Source organism: Pseudoalteromonas sp. G5_S1_14_S5, assembly GCF_054968605.1.
On record NZ_JBQKUM010000016.1, the window covers coordinates 1 to 19,307 of the forward strand.

Genomic DNA, 19,307 nt, shown 5'->3' on the forward strand with positions numbered 1-19,307 from the left:
CGATCGTGTTCCTTCCTAGTTATGATTCGCCACGACCATTATTGGTCGAGACGCGCCAGAAATTGCTATTTTATGCGCCAACTCTCGTTAGCGCAATATTTGGACGCATTAGATCTTTCAAAAAAATGAAAAAAATGCAGCCCTATTGTTTAACCACGCTCTGCAATGATTGCTTTTGCAACATTGTTAGGCACTTCAGCGTACTCACTAAACTCCATAGAGTAAGAAGCACGACCTTGTGTCGCAGAACGCAAATCAGTTGAGTAACCGAACATGACAGACAACGGAACTTGTGCACGAATTATCTTCAGGCCAGCTGTACCCTCGTCCATACCTTCGATGATGCCGCGACGACGGTTAATATCGCCAACAACGTCACCCATCCAGTCTTCTGGAGTAGTTACTTCAACTTTCATCATAGGCTCAAGCAGAACTGGTTGCGCTTCAAGTGCACCTGTTCTGAAAGCCATAGAGGCAGCGATTGTAAACGCCATCTCACTTGAATCTGTTTCATGATAAGAACCATCGTATAGTGTAGCTTTGATATCCAGAACTGGATAGCCAGCAAGCACACCATTGTTCATCTGCTCTTCAACACCTTTAGCTACTGAAGCGATAAACTCTTTAGGTACCGTACCATCGGCAATTTCATCCACGAAGACAAAGCCTTCGCCAACTTCTGATGGTTCCAGTTTCAGCCAAACATGACCGTATTGACCTTTACCACCGTGTTCACGGATAAATTTACCTTCCGCTTTCGCTGTACCACGAATTGTTTCACGGTAAGCCACTTGCGGGTTACCAACGTTACAGTTCACGCTAAATTCACGCTTCATACGATCAACGATGATATCTAAGTGTAGTTCACCCATACCAGAAATCAGTGTCTGGCCTGTTTCGTCATCCATATCGACGCGGAACGATGGGTCTTCTGCTGCCAGCTTAGCTAGAGCGATAGTCATTTTGTCTTGATCGGCTTGTGAGCTTGGCTCTACAACGATCTGAATAACTGGGTCTGGGAATTCCATGCGCTCTAGAACGATCTTATGGTTCTGGTCACACAGAGTTTCACCAGTGGTCACATCTTTTAGACCGATAATAGCGGCGATGTCACCAGCTCGTACTTCTTTTACTTCTTCACGCTTGTTTGAGTGCATTTGTACAATGCGACCTAAACGTTCACGTTGTTTCTTCACAGAGTTGTAAGCCGTTTTACCGCTTTCAACAACACCAGAGTAAACACGAATGAAAGTTAGAGTACCAACGAATGGGTCTGTTGCGATCTTGAATGCTAGCGCTGAGAACGGTTCTTTGTCGTCCGCGTGACGCTCTGCTTCATTCTCGTCTTCATCGATGCCCTTAATTGCAGGTACATCAACTGGAGAAGGAAGGAAATCAACCACTGCATCTAGAACAGCTTGTACACCTTTGTTTTTAAATGCGCTACCACATGTTGCTAGTACGATTTCATTGTTAAGGGTACGAGCACGAAGACCTTGTTTGATTTCAGCTTCTGTCAGTTCACCTTCTTCAAGGTACTTATCCATTAGTTCTTCAGAGGCTTCTGCCGCTGCTTCAACAAGTTCTGTACGGTATTCTTCAGCCATTTCTTGCATGTCTGCTGGAATGTCTTCGTACGTAAAAGTCATGCCCTGATCAGCTTCGTTCCAATTGATTGCCTTCATCTTGATAAGATCGACAACACCTTGGAAGTTTTCTTCAGCGCCAATGTTCAGTTGAATCGGAACAGGAGTTGCACCTAAGCGGTCCTTGATCTGCTCGATAACGCGTAAGAAGTCTGCACCAGTACGGTCCATTTTGTTAACGAAAACCATACGAGGAACTTGGTATTTATCAGCTTGACGCCAAACTGTCTCTGATTGAGGCTCAACACCAGATGAACCACAGAACACGACAACGGCACCATCAAGTACACGCAGAGAACGTTCTACTTCGATGGTGAAGTCAACGTGTCCAGGAGTGTCAATGATGTTGATACGGTGATCTGGGAATTGCGCTTCCATACCACGCCAGAACGTAGTGGTTGCTGCTGAAGTGATCGTAATACCGCGCTCTTGCTCTTGCTCCATCCAGTCCATGGTTGCTGCACCATCGTGAACTTCGCCGATTTTGTGAGAAAGACCGGTATAGAACAGAATACGTTCACTTGTGGTTGTTTTACCTGCATCTACGTGAGCAACGATACCAATGTTACGGTACTGCTCAATAGGAGTTTTACGAGCCACGGTTGAATCCTCTTATTAGAGACTTAGGGACTATTGCTATACCTAGGATAAAAATTGCCTGCCCTAGAAATAGCAATAGTTCCTAGCATAAGCATAGGAACTAAAGAAGTGCTGCAAGGAACCTTGCAGCACTAAAAAGGTATTACCAACGGTAATGTGCGAACGCTTTGTTTGCGTCAGCCATGCGGTGAACGTCTTCACGTTTCTTAACCGCAGTACCTTTGTTCTCAGACGCGTCTAGCATTTCAGCAGCTAGGCGTTGAGCCATAGATTTTTCACCACGCTTACGCGCAGCTTCAACTACCCAACGCATAGCAAGTGCGTTACGGCGAACCGGACGAACTTCTACAGGTACTTGGTAAGTTGAACCACCTACACGGCGAGATTTAACTTCTACCGCTGGGCGAACATTTTCAAGAGCTTCTTCAAATACAGCTAAGTGGTCTTTACCAGACTTCTCAGCCATTGCATCTAGTGCAGTGTAAACAATTTTTTCTGCAGTAGATTTCTTTCCGTCAACCATTAGGATGTTAACGAATTTTGCCAGCAGTTCAGATTTGAACTTTGGATCTGGAAGGATCTTACGCTGACCTATTACGCGACGACGTGGCATGGATATTCTCCGTTGTCTTCTTCAGGTTTTTTCCAAAACTTTTCAGAATAATAAATAAAATAGTGTTTGGCCTTACTTAACGATTTCTTTTAAAAAAGAGAATCAATTAAGACTTAGGACGTTTCACACCGTACTTAGAACGACCTTGTTTACGGTCATTAACGCCAGCACAGTCAAGTGCGCCGCGAACAGTGTGGTAACGTACACCCGGAAGGTCTTTTACACGACCGCCACGGATTAGTACAACACTGTGCTCTTGTAGGTTGTGGCCTTCACCGCCGATGTACGAAGTTACTTCGAAACCGTTGGTTAGACGTACACGACATACTTTACGTAGTGCCGAGTTAGGTTTTTTAGGTGTAGTAGTGTAAACACGAGTACATACACCACGTTTTTGTGGGCACGCTTCTAGTGCAGGCACGTTGCTTTTAACAACTTGCTTTACACGAGGTTTGCGAACCAACTGGTTAATAGTTGCCATTAACTAGCTCCTGAAATTTACTTGAAAGTAAGCTTTGTGAAAAATCTATCCCTAACTACATGTTGCAATTAGGGACGCAAAATTCTATTCAGCAGTGGGATGTGTGTCAAGAAATATACAGATCTTTTTTAGCCGTCTAGAGCTCAGGATGGTCTGCTTTTAACTAAACTGATAGAACATAGCTACCAAGTGACTGATTTATCGTTTAAAACCGTCAATTCAACAAAGCCATCAAAGCCTATTTGTGGGATGGCTTCAGAGGCCAACTGTTGTAGGCCGCGACTCTCTAGATCGGGTTTTAATACCGAAATGTGCTCGACTGCACTGATTTGAGTGAATAACTCATGATTTGGAAGGCAAACATACACTGCATCTTCAACTAACAAGAACCTATCTTGTGGTTGAGAGTAGACGAGTGCAAGCTTGAGTTTATCCGCTGTTTTAACAATATGAACCATCGCAATTCCTAGAAAGTCAGTATCTGTTGGCACTGAGCTAACGTCTGCGCTAACTCATCAGCTTCAGCAACGGTGACATCAATCAACAAGTCGTCAGCTGAAAGACCAAACTGACTCAGGCTTCGCTGACAAACGTACACCTGTTCGATGTCGTAGAGGTCCATCAACTTAAACGTCGAAATGTAGTCACGGGACAGTGTCTGTTCAGGCTGTTGTGCTTTGAGAAGTTGTGTCACACCATTACCAACAAAAAACACCGCGATATCATCACTATATGCGGACGCAGCTAATAACGCGTCTAACCCTTCCCTACCCGCAGCGGTAGTATGAGGAAGACTATTAAATACAAAGGCTAATTTTCTCAAAACTGTACCACTCTGTCTTGCGTGAGTAGCGCTTCCGATAAGCTGCCTAAACCAGCCTGTGTAAACCCAGAAGCTAAGTTAGAGCCACTAAGTTGATGCTGCTCTGCTTCTTCAGAACTGATAATGCCACGTCTTAGTGCCGCCGCAACACAGGTCTCAAGACTCACATTGTGTTCATTTGCCAATTTCTGCCAAGCCGCAGCCAAATCAAATTCATCATTAGCTGGCACGGTAAGGTCAGAGCCGTTACTTACGCCGTCTTGATAAAAGAATACACTGTGGAGTTTGTGGCCCTGTTGAAGCAGAGCCACGGCAAACTGGTAAGCACTTCTTGCTGACTGTGAACCATAGAGAGGTCCATTAACTAGGAGTGTATAGCTTAACAACCCTCTTCATCCTCTGTTTTACGCTGACGGATATATAGGTACACAGTGTGCTTAGAAATATTCAATCGCTCAGCAACACGGTTAATCGCATCTTTGATATCAAAAATACCTTTGTCATACAGCTCCATCACGATTTGACGGTTCTTGGTATTGTTCGATACTGACTTGTCGGCATTGATCTCTTCAATGGTGCGCTCAACCGTTTGGTCGACAAGTTCTTCAACGTCGCTTGCAAAGTTAACCGATGATGCAGCTTCGTCTGCGTCTTGTGTCGGCATGAAAGATTGCAGCACTTGTGAGAAAGGCGCATCTAAGTTCACGTTAATACACAGCAGGCCAATCACTCGGTCTTCACCATTGCGGATAGCCACAGTGATAGACTTCATCAACACGCCGCCTTTAGCACGAGTGAAGTATGAGCGTGAGAAGTTACGTTTAGAACCTTCGATATCTTTTAGCATCTTCAATGCAAGGTCAGTAATTGGCGAGCCAACCTGACGCCCAGTATTCTCACCGTTAGCAATTTTAATTGCAGAGGTGTTGAGGTCTTCTAAAGAGTGCAGAACGATCTCACAAAATGGGCCAATTAGGCTCGCAATGCCGTCTACCACCGCTTCATAAGATCTTAGAATGATTTTATCGTGTTCACTGAATGGCATGACATTGACTGATTCCATTTCAAGTAACACATCTGCATTGACTGTTTCTGTAGTAGTCACTTATTCCTTACCTTCGTGTGAAAAATCAACAAATTCACGTAAGTTTATCAGAAAATTTTAATTGCACACCTAGCTAACATTGTAACTAGTGATTTAGAACAAGTTTAAAAATCAGATACTCATATTCGAATAATAAAAAAGCCTAACGTGAAGTTAGGCTTTTTAGCCAATCAGCGCTTTTTATAGCGGGATTTCTTTCAGCTATTACTGAGCAGCTGTTACTTCAGCGTTATCAATGCTTAGTAGTTCAACTTCGAACACTAGCGTTGAGTTAGCTGGGATAGTCGGTGTGTCTTGCTCACCGTATGCTAGCTCTGGCGGGATTACGAATTTGTACTTAGAACCGACTTGCATTAGTTGTACGCCTTCAGTCCAGCCTGGGATTACGCGGTTTAGAGGGAATGTTGCTGGTTCGCCACGGTCGTAAGAGCTGTCGAATTGAGTACCGTCAGTCAGTGTACCTTTGTAGTGTACTTGAACGGTATCTGTGTCTTTTGGAGAAGCGCCTTCACCTTGTGTCATTACTTGGTAAAGTAGGCCAGATTCAGTTTGCTTAACGCCTTCAGCTTTAGCGAACTCAGCACGGAAGTCGTCACCAGCTTTCTTAGTTGCCGCTGATTTCTCTGCCGCTTGTGCTTGCATAGTTTCAGCAACACGCTTGTCTAAAGCTTCAAGCGCCGCACGAGTTTCTTCTTCGTTAAGTGCAGTTTTTTCTGCGAATACGTCTTCAATACCTTGAAGAACCATGTCTTTATCTAAGTTAATACCTAGCTCGCTTGGCTTATCAATGCTTGTGCTCAGGTAGTTAGCAAAAGATACGCCGATTGCGTATGCCGCTTTGTCATCTTCGGTTTTAAAGTTTACTGCTTCTACTTTAACTTCTTCTACTTGAGGTGCTTCTGCCTTTGGTTCTTCTTTCTGACACCCAACTGCTAGCATAACCGTTGCGGCAAGCAGTGATACTTTTAAAACTGATTTCATTGAATTCTCCAATTAATGGCCAAACCATTGGTTATTGTGCACAAATCTAATGATTAGATTGGTGTGAATACGTTAGTTATAACAATATACTAGTCATATGTCTTTCGACACAAACCGGATTATTAGATGTGATGCAAATATTTTTCCATTCCTTGCTATGTGCAATTGTCATCACCTTGTTAAATGGATGCTTTTTCTTTCAAGACGATGAGCAGCGTTGGGAAATAGAGCCCAACGGCGCCACCAGCTTTGCTTTTAGCAGAGATGGACGCTTCGCCCTGCTCTACTCTCAGCAGAAACATTTGTTGCTTTGGGACCTTGCCGAAAACAAAGAGTTAGCCCAGCTCGGCCCTCAAGATCAGTCCGAAAACCAAGTATCGCGCATGCGAATTTCTGACAATGGCCGCTTTGCCATTACTGCCAGCCAAATAAACTTTGCCGTTTGGGACCTATCTTGGACCCAAGCTGAAGGACTATGGTCTATCTCTGACGGCTTGATTCGCGATGTTGACATCTCTAGCAATGGTGAGAAAGTACTGCTCGGTTTATCGAATGGTAAATCCATCTATGTGAACTTAGTCACCGGACGCCGTCTGGAGTTCCTTGCTCATAGAGAAAAAGTTAATTCCGTCGCCCTCTCTTCGAACGGTCGCTATGCGCTTTCCGGTGGTAACGACTACAAAGCCTACCTGTGGGACACCGAAACCGGCTTGGTATTACGCACCTTTGAACACGAACAAAGAGTCGTACGCGTGGCCTTACAACGGGATGGCGAATTAGCCTTTACCTCTGATGGTGGCAATCAAGCGATGATTTGGGATCTTGAAACGGGAGAACCTCAAGCTCAGCTACAGAGTTGGTCGAGACAACTGATATTCTCCAGTGCCCGTTTTTCCGATGATGGTAGTCTGTTAGTGACAGGCACTCCAGCCAGCCAGGTGAGTGTCTGGGATACTCAGGATGGCAAACGACTTTCACAACACGATGCAGAGCCACTAAAAGATACTCGCCCTCCTCGTGCGGTAGTGTATGATGCAGCCTTTGATGATAAGAACCGTGTAATATCGGGCACCTCTGCGGGCATCGCCCAAGCTTGGAATGTGGATTAAGAACGATGACAGAAAAGCGAGTTGAACAGTTAGAAAGCCGCGTTAATGACTTAGAATGTCAGCTAGCTTTCCAAGAGCAAACCATTGAAGAACTCAATGAAGCACTTAGCCAACAACAGATGTTGATCACTAAGATGCAAGACCAAATGAAATATGTAGTGGGTAAAGTAAAGAACATTGATGGTTCGAACTTAGCTGACGCATCTGAAGAGACGCCACCGCCACATTACTAATGTGCGTTGCCAATGAGCTGCGGCTTGTTGGTCTGGTTGAAAAACAAAGGGCGACAGAGAATATCTGTCGCCTTTTGTGTATTTGATTGGGAATTTGAGTTACACCAAAGCTTGGTTAGTTATCGGCATAGATCTTAACTTCCACTCGCCCTTCAGTATCAACGCTAGCACGGTACATGCCGGAACTGTTCATGCCGAAGTGAATATCACCCTGATCATCGATCGCAATTAAACCACCTTCGCCGCCCATGGTTTTCAATTCACCTTGGATGATGTGTTCACATGCAGTATGAACATCTTCATTAAGATAACGCATGCGCGCAGCAACATCACTGGCGACCATTTTTCTTAAGAAGAACTCCCCCATGCCTGTGGTCGAAACCGCAACATTACCATTTTCAGCAATAGTGCCCGCGCCAATGATTGGCGAATCGCCCACACGACCATACTTCTTGTTTGTCACACCACCAGTACTAGTCGCTGCCGCCAAGTTGCCCGCTTGGTCTAATGCCACAGCGCCAACTGTGCCGTATTTTTTGTCGTCTGGGTACTTCTCCGCTTGCTGTTCATCGTATTTCGCTTCAGACAAAGCAAATATACCCTTTTCTTTCATCGATTGAAGCTGATCGTAACGGCGCTCAGTGAAGAAGTAGTCTTGCTCGGTAAAGATATGGTCGTGTTCAAAGGCAAACTTTTCGGCCCCTTCTCCAATCAACAATACATGGTCGCTTTTCAGCATCACATCGCGAGCTAATTCGATCGGGTTTTTAATATGGCGAACACCAGCAATAGCACCCGCATCCATTTCACGACCGTGCATCACCGAAGCATCCATCTCCACAAACTCATCATGCGTAAGAACGGAACCCTTACCTGCATTGAAATGTGGGCTGTCTTCCATCACCTTTACCGATGCCACTACCGCATCCAAAGCATCACCGCCCGACTGCAGCACTTGGTAACCAGCCAATACTGACTTCTCTAAAGCCTCAGTAATGCCCGCTTTTAGCTCATTACTCATTTGCGCTCGCAAGATAGTGCCAGCACCACCATGAATGGCAATTGAAAAAGGTTGCGACATGTAAACTCTCCACTGACGTATTCTTGTTATCTGTCGCTATCAATATCATATCCAAAGCTCGATGTCTGATATCAACAACAAATGTTTCGCTAGCGGTCATGCTCACGCCAGAAAGCCCCCCCCAAGACGAAAAAAGCCTCCACAAGGGAGGCTTTCATATTCTAAAACTAATCCGTTAGATCGGTATTAGTGAGAACCACAGCTACCGCCACCACAGCAACCGCCTTCGTGGTCATGGTCGTGACCTTCGCTGCCACAGCCACCAGCTTGGTGTACGTGACCGTGTTGAACTTCTTCTTCAGTCGCTTCACGAACCGCTAATACTTCAACATCAAACGTTAGAGTTTGGCCAGCTAGCATGTGGTTGCCATCAACAACAACTTCGTCGCCGTCTACTTCAGTGACTTCTACTGGGATTGGACCTTGGTCAGTATCCGCTAGGAAGCGCATGCCAACTTCGATTTGTTCAACACCTTGGAATACGTCAGCAGGAACACGTTGTACTAGTGCGTCGTTGTGATCGCCGTAAGCGTCTTCTGGAGTAACAGTTGCAGAGAACTTGTCGCCAGCTACTTTGCCTTCAAGCTCTTTTTCAAGACCTGTAATTAGGTTGTTGTGACCATGAAGGTAATCTAGTGGAGCTTCTGCAGTTGATTGGTCAACTACTACGCCATCTTCAAGTTTCACTTGATATGCAACACTAACTACTACGTTCTTTTCAATTTTCATGAGAGCTCCAAGGAGGTTTGGACTAAGCTCCAACAATTGAGCTTAGGAAAAATTCTGTACCGGATATTATGGGGATCAATTATCGAAACTCAATCACTCAGGCTTAAAAATACCGATCATTTCTTGATTCGCGTGTTCAGATTTCTCTACAGTTTTCGGTTTACGTTGCTCTGAGAAGTCACAATCGACACATTCCACCAGCTCGATATTATTCTCAATCCACCAACGAAGCGTGTCTTGAGTATTACAGCTTGGGCAGCTCGCTCCTGCGATAAAGCGTTTTTTCTGTTTCACGTTAATATCCTTTACTACTTTGGATTCGCGGTTCTCTATGCTTGATATGGAAGCGAATAGGACCACGTTTATTATTAGGTTTCACTGGGCAATAACTTTAGGCTCAAAGCATGCATTACATACTCGATCCAATCACTCTAAACAGAAACTATTGCCAATAGTTACGAGATTGGTGGTCATTCTCCATCTCGTGTCCAAAGATCTCTTCAAGCTCTTTACGAGCCTCTTTCGCTCTTTGGGCCAACTCTGCGTCTTCATTATGCTGAGGCAGTAATTCTTTCAGCATACTATTATCCAACTTCCTAAAATGTGCTTCTGCTCGCTTCGCTTTGTATGGATGCATACCAAGTTCAGTCAGAGTTTGACGACCAAGGTCCAGTGCTCCGAGGAAGGTTTCGCGCGAGTAATTGTTTACTCCGTGATTAAGCAATTGGTACGCTTCAACACGGCTTCGTGCACGCGCCAAGATTTTAAGACTTGGGAAGTGCTGCTTACATAAGTCGACGGTTTTCATGATTTCGTCTGGAGAGTCAGTACACAACACAATCGCTTCTGCCTTATCCGCCCCCGCTGCGCGTAACAACTCTAAGTGAGTGGAATCACCGTAAAATACCTTGTAGCCAAACTTTCTCAAGATATGGATTTGGCTAGCGTCACTTTCCAAGATCGTAATGCGGATCTTATTGGCGTACATCAGGCGACCGATGATCTGACCAAAACGACCAAAGCCAGCAATAATCACCCGAGGGCTGCGATCAACCACATCCGAAGGCATCGCATTCTCGCTGATTTGATTCAACTGGCGAGCAAAGAACTTGTCTTGCAGCTTAAGCATTAATGGCGTGGTCACCATTGAGAGACTCACGACTACTAGCAAGAACGACACTTGTTCGCCACTCAAGATGCCTTGTGCACTTGCCGCTGTGAAGATAACGAAAGCGAATTCACCGCCTTGGCTAAGAATCATCGCCATGCGACTACGTGCTTTGGCTTGAGTACCAAACATTCGAGCAAGGGCGTACAAAACTAACCCCTTTAGTACGACTAACGCTAGAACAGCGATCAGTATTGCAAATGGGCTTTCGGCCAATAACCCTAAGTTAACGGCCATACCGACCGAGATAAAGAACAGACCAAGTAGCAGCCCTTTAAATGGGTCAATCGCAATTTCCAACTCATGTCGGTATTCGCTCTCAGCCAGAAGTACGCCCGCTAAGAAAGTACCCAATGCCATCGACAAGCCAATCTGCTGCATGATAACGGCAATACCAATCACCAATAACAGAGCTGCAACGGTGAACAACTCACGCACACCACTCATTACTACATAACGGAAAAGAGGCCTCAACAAGAAGTGGCCACCGACTAGTAAACCAACCACACCACCTAACATCCACAACATGCCTGCCCAGCTGCCGCCGGTGTTACCTGCAAGTAAAGGCAGCATAGCCAACATAGGGATCACGGCAATATCTTGGAAAAGTAATACTGCAAAACCTGACTGGCCTGCTTCTTTGCCCCCAAGCTCTCGTTCTTCAATAACCCTTAAAGCGATCGCGGTCGAAGAAAGAGCTAAGCCCATACCTATTACTAAGCTCGTTTGCCACGTTAAACCAAACATACAGGCAATAGCGGTGATGATCAGAGTGGTAATCAGCACTTGCGCGCCACCGAGTCCGAGAATAGGCGCTCGCATCTGCCACAGTTTTTTAGGGTTCAGCTCTAAACCAATCAGGAAGAGCAGCAGCACCACCCCGAATTCGGAGAAATGCAGAATCGCTTCAACATCGCTGATTAAACCGAGCCCCCATGGGCCAATTGCCACACCAGCTAATAAATAGCCCAATACCGAGCCTAAACCGGCGCGCTGCGCGATAGGTACCGCAACCACCGCTGCAGCTAGGAATATAACGCTACTTTGCAAAAATTCATTAGTCAGAGCCATCGTTCGCTCCTCTATCTTGTAGCGGGTCTCGCAACCATTTTCGATAAGCCTCTGCGTGTTGATAACGAGTCATGTCTGAGACATTTCGTGCCCAGTGTAAAACCAAAGGTGGAATCCAGTTCATCTGACACAAAGCAGCTGTAAGTTCGAAAGGCTGTAAAATCTCTTGTAATGGATATTTATTATAGCCTGCTGCTCCAAACGCCTCTTCTTTACCACCCGTAGTGATAACGCTACGCCAATATTTACCTTTAAGTGCACTTTGCTCACCAAACGCAAAGCCTTTACCCAAGACTCGGTCAAACCACTCTTTTAGCAATGAAGGACAGGAATACATAAACAGAGGGTGTTGGAACACAATCACATCATATTCTAGGAGCAGAGAATGCTCATACGGCACATCGATAAAGAAATCAGGATAGACAGTATAGAGATCGTGAATTTTGACATGTCCGAGCGACTCTATTTTCTTAACCATCATCTGATTGGCAATAGAGGTTTCTGGCTCTGGGTGCGCGTAGATAACCAATACTTTGGGCACTACTTTGTCTGTCGAGGGAGTATTACTCATTCCTTTGAAGCTTTCCTTTTAAGGCTAAACGGTGGCAAGGCCACAAGAATTTAAGCAAAAGTTTTTAATATGTTATTGGCATCATAACGCAAATTGCATTGTGATCGACTTTTATCTGGTTTCAGCCTACTATGCAGGCGTCTGTTCACCTCTAATTTCTATGCTATTTCTATGATTACTTTCTCTGATATTCAATTGCTACGCGGCGGTAAGCCCCTCCTCGACCAAGCATCTGCGACTCTTCACCCTGGCGATAAGATTGGCTTGGTAGGTAAAAACGGCTGTGGTAAATCGACTCTGTTCGCTTTAATTAAAGACGAACTATCGATTGATGCTGGCTCATTCAGCAAACCTGCTCATTGGGAAATGGCGTGGGTTGCTCAAGAAACCCCAGCATTAGAAAGAACAGCAATCGAATATGTGATTGATGGTGACCGTGAATATCGTGGCCTTGAAGAGCAGTTACAGAAAGCTGAAATAGCCGACAACGGCACACTCGCCGCAGAGATTCACGGCAAGATAGAAACCATTGGTGGTTACAGCATCAAGGCTCGCGCAGCTGAATTGCTAGACGGCCTAGGCTTTAGCCAGGAACAAATGACGTGGAACCTTACCCAATTCTCAGGTGGTTGGCGTATGCGTTTAAACCTAGCGCAAGCCCTACTGTGCCGCAGTGACTTACTGCTACTCGATGAACCAACCAACCACTTGGACTTGGATGCGGTAATGTGGCTAGAGCGCTGGCTACAAAGCTACCCTGGCACACTGATTCTTATCTCGCACGATAGAGACTTCTTAGACCCTATCGTCAACCGCATCGTGCACGTAGAAAACCAAAAGTTAAATGAATACACAGGTAACTACTCATCGTTTGAGAATCAAAGAGCGCAAAAGCTGATTCTGCAACAGGCGATGTACCAGAAGCAACAAAAGCAGATGGCTCACATGCAGAGCTACATCGACCGTTTCCGTTATAAAGCTTCAAAGGCTCGCCAAGCGCAAAGCCGTATTAAAGCACTAGAGAAAATGGAACAAGTACTGCCTGCTCAATTTGATAACCCATTCAGCTTTGAGTTCAGAGAACCAGACGCGCTACCAAACCCAATCATGATGATGGATGAGGTCTCTGCAGGCTACGATGACAAATTAATTCTAGAGAAGATTCGCCTTAACCTTGTTCCGGGTAGCCGTATCGGCCTACTGGGTCGTAACGGCGCAGGTAAATCGACACTTATCAAGCTGCTTTCTGGCGAACTGAAACAGCAAGGTGGCGAGCTGAGCTACTCACAAGGCGTTAAGATTGGTTACTTCGCACAGCATCAACTAGAAACGCTGCACCCAGAAGAGACACCACTGCAACACATGATGCAGATTGCACCAAAGCACACCGAACAACAGTTGCGTGATTATCTAGGTAGCTTCGGCTTCCAAGGCGAGAAGGCACTGGATAAAGTGGCTCCTTTCTCCGGTGGTGAGAAAGCACGTTTAGTATTGGCGCTGCTGGTATGGCAAAAGCCGAACCTGTTGTTACTCGATGAACCAACCAACCACTTGGATCTCGACATGCGTCAGGCGCTGACATTTGCTCTACAGACGTTTGAAGGCGCGATGGTTATCGTATCGCACGACCGTTACCTACTTCGTGCAACCACTGATGACCTGTACCTTGTACACGACCGCCAAGTTGCGCCGTTTGACGGTGACCTGAACGATTATTACAAGTGGCTAACCGAACAGCAAAAAGTGGAACGCAAAGAAGCACAAGCGCAGGTCCCAGCGAAAGATGGCGCCAACAGTGCTGCTGCGAAAAAAGAGCAAAAACGTAAAGAAGCCGAGTTCCGTAAGTTAACCGCACCAATCCGTAAAAAGCTGACTCAATTTGAAAATCAGATGGATAAACTGACGCTTGCTCTTGAAGAAGCCGAGCAACAATTATCCGACACTTCACTGTATGAAGCTGAAAATAAGGCTAAACTGAATGAAGTACTCGCCCTACAAGCGAGCAGTAAGTCGCAACTTGAAGAAGTTGAAATGGATTGGATGTCCACTCAAGAGGAACTTGAACAGATGGAACAGGATATGGATAGCCTATGAGCCCAAAGCACGCCCCAATATCACTAACACTGGAACGACTGTGGCAATTTAGCCTTCAGTATTATAGTGTGCACGGTGTTAAAAATGCGTGCTTAGCTTTACAAAACCAGTTCCACGGCAACGTCAATCTTCTGCTGCTCCTCAAATGGCTTGATGAGCAGCAAGTATCTTTTGCAGAAGAAGAGTGGCACAAAGTACAACAGTGCTTAAGCCGCTCCGAAACCCTACTTCATAGTTATCGAGAGTTACGTAAGCACCTTAAAGAGCATGTTGTCGACTCTCTCTACCGTGAAGCCTTACAGTTTGAACTGCAACTTGAGAAGCAGCAGCAATCCGATCTTGTCGACTGTATTAACTCACTGCAACTGTTCACTAATCAACAAGCGCCACTGGCCCTGCAATATTGTCGTCTACTCGGGGCAGAAAACCTCTATGACGCATTTTCTGAACCCGCTCCTCAGCCTTAACTCATTTTCTTTCTCTTTTGAGTTGTTCCGGTACAAGCTTACTCTCGTATTGATATTTCGGCGCACCTAGCAAAACGAATGCTCATAGCAAGCAGGAGCTAGCTCGTACAAGCTTGTTAATATTCAATCAGTTACTAACAACATGTTTTTACATTGAGTCTCAGTGAAAGGCTTGCGCTTGCACTGAGAATCAACCAAGCTCAAATAAAAACGTGGGCGCATCGCGATACCTAATACTTTTCAAAGCCCATAAAAATCACGGACTGTTTTATGACCATATTTACCGCAGCGGCTGGTTTATCTAACCCACACTTACAAACTTTAGTGCCAAGGTTTATCAGAAAGCAGGCGTTGTTCCATCCTACGTGGCAAACCTTAGAAATGCCTGATGGTGATTTCCTAGACCTTGCTTGGAGTGAATCACCAGATAACGATGAACTAACGAGCAACAAACCTATCTTTATTCTGTTCCACGGCTTAGAAGGCAGTTTTGAAAGTCCTTATGCCAACGGGCTGATGAATGCGTTTGCGAAAGATGGTTGGTTATCCGTGATGATGCACTTTAGAGGCTGTAGCGGTAAACCGAATCGTTTAGCTCGAGCTTACCATTCGGGCGAAGTCGAAGATGCGCGCTTTTTCTTAAGGCACCTGCATGCAAAGTTTCCCAACAGCCCTAAGGTGGCGGTCGGCATCTCTTTAGGCGGAAACATGCTAGCAAATTATCTGGCTGAGTATTCAGACGATCCCCTGCTATCAGCAGCAACCATAGTGTCAGCCCCTTTTGATCTGGCTTGTTGCGCGAGTCGCATTGAGAAAGGCTTTTCTAAGCTCTACAAGAATTACCTGCTCAGCTCTCTTAAGTCAAACGCCCTAAAAAAGATTAACCTGCTGCAAGAGAAGCTCGACATTACCGCTGAGACAATTAAGAAGATCGATAAGTTGTATGAGTTTGACGAACGAATCACCGCGCCTCTGCATGGCTTCAAGAACGCTCAAGACTATTACGCACAGTGCTCTGCACTTCCTAAACTCAATAAGATAAAGCTACCGACTCAGATCATCCATGCTAAAGACGATCCTTTTATGACCGATGATGTGATTCCTAATTTCGTGCTGCCAGATAACATCGATTATCGCTTGTTTCAGAAAGGGGGGCATGTTGGATTCATTACTGGTAGTACACTAAAACCAAGGTTTTGGTTAGAAGAAGCACTGCCTGCCTACTATGAAAGTATTCAAGGTTCAGCATAACGGTTAAGCCTGCTAAATATATAAGTGAAACCTTGATAAGATAGCGCAGCCCCTAATTGGGGTTGTACTAAAAACACCACTAGACACACTCATCAACATATCAATGAACATAAAAGAGAGAAGTATTTATGATCATCCCATGGAAAGACATCGAGCCTGATACGCTAGAAAACCTCATCAAAGAATTCGTACTGCGTGAGGGTACAGACTACGGCGACGTGGAGATCTCTCTACAAAACAAGATTGACCAAGTGAAACATCAATTAGCTTCTGGTGAGGCCAATATCGTGTTTTCCGAACTGCACGAGACGGTTGATATCCAGCTCACAAAACGCTTCTAAGCTGCGCTTAACACAGAGCCGTGTTATAGTGGAAACGATTGCTAACAAGTAAGTTACTCATAAGACAAGGGTTGTCATGTCCGCTAAACATCCAATTATTGCGGTGACGGGTTCTTCAGGAGCCGGCACCACCACTACTTCAGAAGCCTTCCGAAAAATGTTCAATATGATGGACGTGAAGGCTGCTTGGGTTGAAGGAGATAGTTTTCACCGCTTCACTCGACCAGAAATGGACGTCGAGATTCGCAAGGCACGTGAGCAAGGTAAGCACATCAGCTACTTCGGCCCGCAAGCCAACGACTTCGCAGCATTAGAAGAGTTTTTCCGCAAGTACGGTAATGAAGGTACTGGTCAAGTACGGAGTTACCTTCATACGTTCGATGAAGCTGTACCTTATAACCAGATGCCAGGCACCTTTACGCCATGGCAAGATATCCCTGAAAATTCAGACTTGATGTTTTACGAAGGCCTGCACGGTGGTGTGGTTGATGGCGACATCAATGTATCTCAACACGTCGATCTGCTGATTGGCATGGTTCCTATCGTAAACCTAGAGTGGATTCAAAAGTTCGTTCGTGACACACGCGATCGTGGCCACTCACGCGAAGCGGTAATGGACTCCATTGTTCGTTCAATGGATGATTACCTCAACTATATCACCCCGCAATTTTCGCGTACTCATATCAACTTTCAGCGTGTCCCAACCGTAGATACATCGAATCCACTTAACGCCAAAGGGATTCCAAGTTTAGATGAAAGTTTCGTTGTTATACGTTTGCGCGGCATCAAAAACGTCGATTTCCCGTATCTTTTAGCCATGATTGATGGCTCATTCATGTCTCGTCACAACACGCTAGTGGTGCCAGGAGGCAAGATGAGTTTTGCCATGGAGCTCATTGTTAGGCCAATCCTGCAACAACTCATCGAAACCGGAAAAATAGGTTAACAAAACGGCATTTTGGCTGATTACTTTTCACACCGTGATCATGTGCACAATTTTGCGTAAAAAATCGTAGCTTGGTCACGATTAAAATCAAGAAATAGTACCTGAAAAAGGATACTATTCTTAAACGAAACACAAGATAGCTTGCAGCGCCCACCGAGTGCTCTTATCCTAAGAAGTCAATTCAGGCTTAGCTAAAATACGGAAAGCAGCAAGCATACCCTGCAGAGGAAGTGAGATATTATGGTTCTAGGTAAACCTCAAACCGATCCAACATTAGAGTGGTTCCTTTCACACTGTCATATTCATAAGTACCCTTCAAAAAGTACTTTGATCCATGCTGGTGAAAAGGCAGAGACCTTGTACTACATCGTGAAAGGTTCTGTGGCAGTTCTTATTAAAGACGAAGAAGGTAAGGAAATGATTCTTTCTTACCTAAACCAAGGCGACTTCATCGGTGAGCTAGGCTTGTTCGAAGAAGACCAAGAGCGTACAGCTTGGGTTCGTGCTAAATCTCCTTGTGAAGTAGCTGAAATTTCTTTCAAGAAGTTCCGTCAACTTATCCAAGTGAACCCAGACATCCTAATGCGTCTTTCAGCGCAAATGGCAAGCCGCCTACAAGTAACTAGCCAAAAGGTTGGTGACTTGGCGTTCCTTGACGTAACAGGTCGTATCGCTCAAACGCTACTAAACCTAGCGAAACAGCCAGATGCAATGACTCACCCTGACGGCATGCAAATCAAGATCACTCGTCAAGAGATTGGCCAAATCGTCGGTTGTTCTCGTGAGACAGTAGGTCGTATCTTGAAGATGCTAGAAGAGCAGAACCTAATTTCTGCACACGGTAAGACTATCGTGGTATACGGCACTCGTTAATTTCGATTAACTGAGTCAAAAATATGAAAGCCACCAAATGCGAAATTGGTGGCTTTTTCTTTATTGAGAGAAGATACGAGATACGAATGGAACACATGAGGCTCTCGCCTTGTAAACATTCTCGAAGCGAAGCGTACCCACCTCTCTAGGGCAAAGCCCGTGCTCGTATCTTTCGTTACCCGTTGGTGCTTTCGAAGATCTTATCCGCCGATGCAGCAACAAAACCAGTATAAAGCTCACCATTGGCCATAGCATAGCGCTTAGCGAACTCATAGAAGCCACCAGGAATCATCTCATTGCCTTCAACGAATGCCACTGGCACTCTATCTGCCATGGTTGATGATTGCTCTAATAATACCTCTGGAGAGCCTTTTACCTCTCCACCTGATGCGTTAATCGTAAAACCAGCATCACTTAGGTAGTCATTCACTGCTTGTACTTCATCGAACTTGTTCAATTGATTGACACTAACCGTGAAGTGGTTGGCACCGTAACCGTGAGCGGCTAACCAAGAGGCGTATTCACTCTCCTTGGCTAGCAGTTGGAAATCAGCGAAGCTTAAATCCCAGAGGCGGCCACCAAATAGGAATTCATGTCCCTCTAACTTACTTGCATCAACCTGCTCAACCAATTTGGCAACGATCTGCTGTAATTCACTAGAACACTCTTCTACCTTCAACTCACTAATAAACACTTTCGGTTGTTTTGGATCTGGGTGTTCGTAGTGTTTAGCCACTAGCTTCTTACTTTCAAACAAGTAATCGCCACATGCTTTGTAACCCAGTTCAAGGAATGGCTTAGCTAATGTTTCAATACCTAGAGGGGCAACATTAAAGGTACGCAATGCAATGTGATCGTTGATCAGCGCTTCATCTTCTTTTAACAAGTGATGCACTTTCTCTGCCAACGGGCAAAGTCTATGAATGTAATCGTCCCATAGAGATTTAAAGAGTAGATCGGGCGTCATGGTGACTCCTTGTCAGAGGTTCTAGCAAGCTAGTGATTTGGATTAGAAAGGGAGAGACTGAGACAAAAAGTCAGCAGCCATCAGCCTGTGACATACTTGTTCTATTATTATCTGCCGCCCAATCTTGATGCTGAGCGTGGTTAAAATAAGGAAACGA

Annotated in this window: 22 protein-coding genes; 8 read left to right on the forward strand and 14 right to left on the reverse strand. The window is 45.2% G+C overall.

Annotation, left to right across the window (positions count from 1 at the left end):
• Positions 1-149 precede the first annotated feature (149 nt).
• The 8 genes from fusA to fkpA all read right to left on the reverse strand — a co-directional run bounded on the left by fusA (position 150) and on the right by fkpA (position 6,249).
• Positions 150-2,246, reverse strand: coding sequence for an elongation factor G (gene fusA, locus ACTRWI_RS06840; RefSeq protein WP_499130041.1), 2,097 nt, complete (start codon positions 2,244-2,246; stop codon positions 150-152).
• A gap of 142 nt (positions 2,247-2,388) precedes the next feature.
• A complete protein-coding gene (gene rpsG, locus ACTRWI_RS06845) occupies positions 2,389-2,859 on the reverse strand; it encodes a 30S ribosomal protein S7 (RefSeq protein WP_004737195.1) in 471 nt (156 codons plus the stop codon).
• Positions 2,860-2,965: 106 nt separating this feature from the next.
• Positions 2,966-3,340, reverse strand: a complete 375-nt coding sequence (rpsL, locus tag ACTRWI_RS06850; RefSeq protein ID WP_004737194.1) for a 30S ribosomal protein S12 — start codon at positions 3,338-3,340, stop codon at positions 2,966-2,968.
• A gap of 182 nt (positions 3,341-3,522) precedes the next feature.
• Positions 3,523-3,798, reverse strand: a complete 276-nt coding sequence (tusB, locus tag ACTRWI_RS06855; protein WP_499130048.1) for a sulfurtransferase complex subunit TusB — start codon at positions 3,796-3,798, stop codon at positions 3,523-3,525.
• Positions 3,799-3,806: 8 nt separating this feature from the next.
• Complete coding sequence (tusC, locus tag ACTRWI_RS06860; RefSeq protein ID WP_499130049.1) at positions 3,807-4,163, reverse strand: sulfurtransferase complex subunit TusC; 357 nt, start codon at positions 4,161-4,163, stop codon at positions 3,807-3,809.
• Entirely contained in the window at positions 4,160-4,549 is a 390-nt protein-coding gene (gene tusD / locus ACTRWI_RS06865; protein ID WP_004737191.1) for a sulfurtransferase complex subunit TusD, read from the reverse strand. The genes tusC and tusD overlap by 4 nt, the downstream gene beginning before the upstream one ends.
• Positions 4,543-5,268: a helix-turn-helix transcriptional regulator gene (locus ACTRWI_RS06870; RefSeq protein ID WP_004737190.1), complete on the reverse strand. Its 726-nt coding sequence runs from the start codon at positions 5,266-5,268 to the stop codon at positions 4,543-4,545. Before ACTRWI_RS06870 ends, tusD begins: the two co-directional genes overlap by 7 nt.
• A gap of 204 nt (positions 5,269-5,472) precedes the next feature.
• On the reverse strand, positions 5,473-6,249 hold the full coding sequence (fkpA, locus tag ACTRWI_RS06875) for an FKBP-type peptidyl-prolyl cis-trans isomerase (protein WP_499130051.1): 777 nt from the start codon (positions 6,247-6,249) through the stop codon (positions 5,473-5,475).
• A 302-nt stretch (positions 6,250-6,551) separates the two neighbouring features.
• Here fkpA and ACTRWI_RS06880 point away from each other — a divergent pair, with 302 nt between their 5' ends.
• The gene (locus tag ACTRWI_RS06880; protein ID WP_499130053.1) at positions 6,552-7,358 is read left to right on the forward strand and encodes a WD40 repeat domain-containing protein; all 807 of its coding nucleotides are present in this window, start codon (positions 6,552-6,554) and stop codon (positions 7,356-7,358) included.
• 5 nt (positions 7,359-7,363) lie between these two features.
• Positions 7,364-7,591 carry a SlyX family protein gene (locus tag ACTRWI_RS06885; protein WP_004737187.1) on the forward strand — a complete coding sequence of 76 codons (228 nt, stop codon included), beginning with the start codon at positions 7,364-7,366 and terminating at the stop codon, positions 7,589-7,591.
• A 115-nt stretch (positions 7,592-7,706) separates the two neighbouring features.
• On the opposite strand, the gene ACTRWI_RS06890 is transcribed toward ACTRWI_RS06885, so the two are convergent.
• The 5 genes from ACTRWI_RS06890 to kefG all read right to left on the reverse strand — a co-directional run bounded on the left by ACTRWI_RS06890 (position 7,707) and on the right by kefG (position 12,211).
• On the reverse strand, positions 7,707-8,672 hold the full coding sequence (locus ACTRWI_RS06890; RefSeq protein WP_499130055.1) for an isoaspartyl peptidase/L-asparaginase family protein: 966 nt from the start codon (positions 8,670-8,672) through the stop codon (positions 7,707-7,709).
• Between the two features lie 186 nt (positions 8,673-8,858).
• Positions 8,859-9,401 (reverse strand): peptidylprolyl isomerase, encoded by a 543-nt coding sequence (slyD, locus tag ACTRWI_RS06895; RefSeq protein WP_499130056.1) that lies wholly within the window; start codon positions 9,399-9,401, stop codon positions 8,859-8,861.
• 93 nt (positions 9,402-9,494) lie between these two features.
• Entirely contained in the window at positions 9,495-9,695 is a 201-nt protein-coding gene (locus ACTRWI_RS06900; protein ID WP_004737184.1) for a YheV family putative zinc ribbon protein, read from the reverse strand.
• A gap of 148 nt (positions 9,696-9,843) precedes the next feature.
• The gene (kefB, locus tag ACTRWI_RS06905; RefSeq protein ID WP_499130058.1) at positions 9,844-11,640 is read right to left on the reverse strand and encodes a glutathione-regulated potassium-efflux system protein KefB; all 1,797 of its coding nucleotides are present in this window, start codon (positions 11,638-11,640) and stop codon (positions 9,844-9,846) included.
• Positions 11,627-12,211, reverse strand: a complete 585-nt coding sequence (gene kefG, locus ACTRWI_RS06910; protein WP_499130059.1) for a glutathione-regulated potassium-efflux system ancillary protein KefG — start codon at positions 12,209-12,211, stop codon at positions 11,627-11,629. Before kefG ends, kefB begins: the two co-directional genes overlap by 14 nt.
• Positions 12,212-12,382: 171 nt before the next feature.
• Here kefG and ACTRWI_RS06915 point away from each other — a divergent pair, with 171 nt between their 5' ends.
• From ACTRWI_RS06915 to crp, 6 genes are all read left to right on the forward strand, one after another.
• Positions 12,383-14,305 (forward strand): ABC transporter ATP-binding protein, encoded by a 1,923-nt coding sequence (locus ACTRWI_RS06915; RefSeq protein ID WP_499130061.1) that lies wholly within the window; start codon positions 12,383-12,385, stop codon positions 14,303-14,305.
• Positions 14,302-14,772 (forward strand): TIGR02444 family protein, encoded by a 471-nt coding sequence (locus ACTRWI_RS06920; RefSeq protein ID WP_499130062.1) that lies wholly within the window; start codon positions 14,302-14,304, stop codon positions 14,770-14,772. The genes ACTRWI_RS06915 and ACTRWI_RS06920 overlap by 4 nt, the downstream gene beginning before the upstream one ends.
• 270 nt (positions 14,773-15,042) lie before the next feature.
• On the forward strand, positions 15,043-16,023 hold the full coding sequence (locus ACTRWI_RS06925; RefSeq protein WP_499130063.1) for a hydrolase: 981 nt from the start codon (positions 15,043-15,045) through the stop codon (positions 16,021-16,023).
• A gap of 128 nt (positions 16,024-16,151) precedes the next feature.
• Positions 16,152-16,364, forward strand: a complete 213-nt coding sequence (locus tag ACTRWI_RS06930; RefSeq protein ID WP_004737179.1) for a YheU family protein — start codon at positions 16,152-16,154, stop codon at positions 16,362-16,364.
• Between the two features lie 76 nt (positions 16,365-16,440).
• Positions 16,441-17,310 (forward strand): phosphoribulokinase, encoded by an 870-nt coding sequence (locus ACTRWI_RS06935; RefSeq protein ID WP_499130065.1) that lies wholly within the window; start codon positions 16,441-16,443, stop codon positions 17,308-17,310.
• A 237-nt stretch (positions 17,311-17,547) separates the two neighbouring features.
• Entirely contained in the window at positions 17,548-18,183 is a 636-nt protein-coding gene (gene crp, locus ACTRWI_RS06940) for a cAMP-activated global transcriptional regulator CRP (protein ID WP_499130114.1), read from the forward strand.
• Between the two features lie 175 nt (positions 18,184-18,358).
• Here the strand turns inward: crp and ACTRWI_RS06945 are convergent, their stop codons facing one another.
• On the reverse strand, positions 18,359-19,150 hold the full coding sequence (locus tag ACTRWI_RS06945; RefSeq protein WP_499130067.1) for a DUF1338 domain-containing protein: 792 nt from the start codon (positions 19,148-19,150) through the stop codon (positions 18,359-18,361).
• Positions 19,151-19,307: the final 157 nt, after the last annotated feature.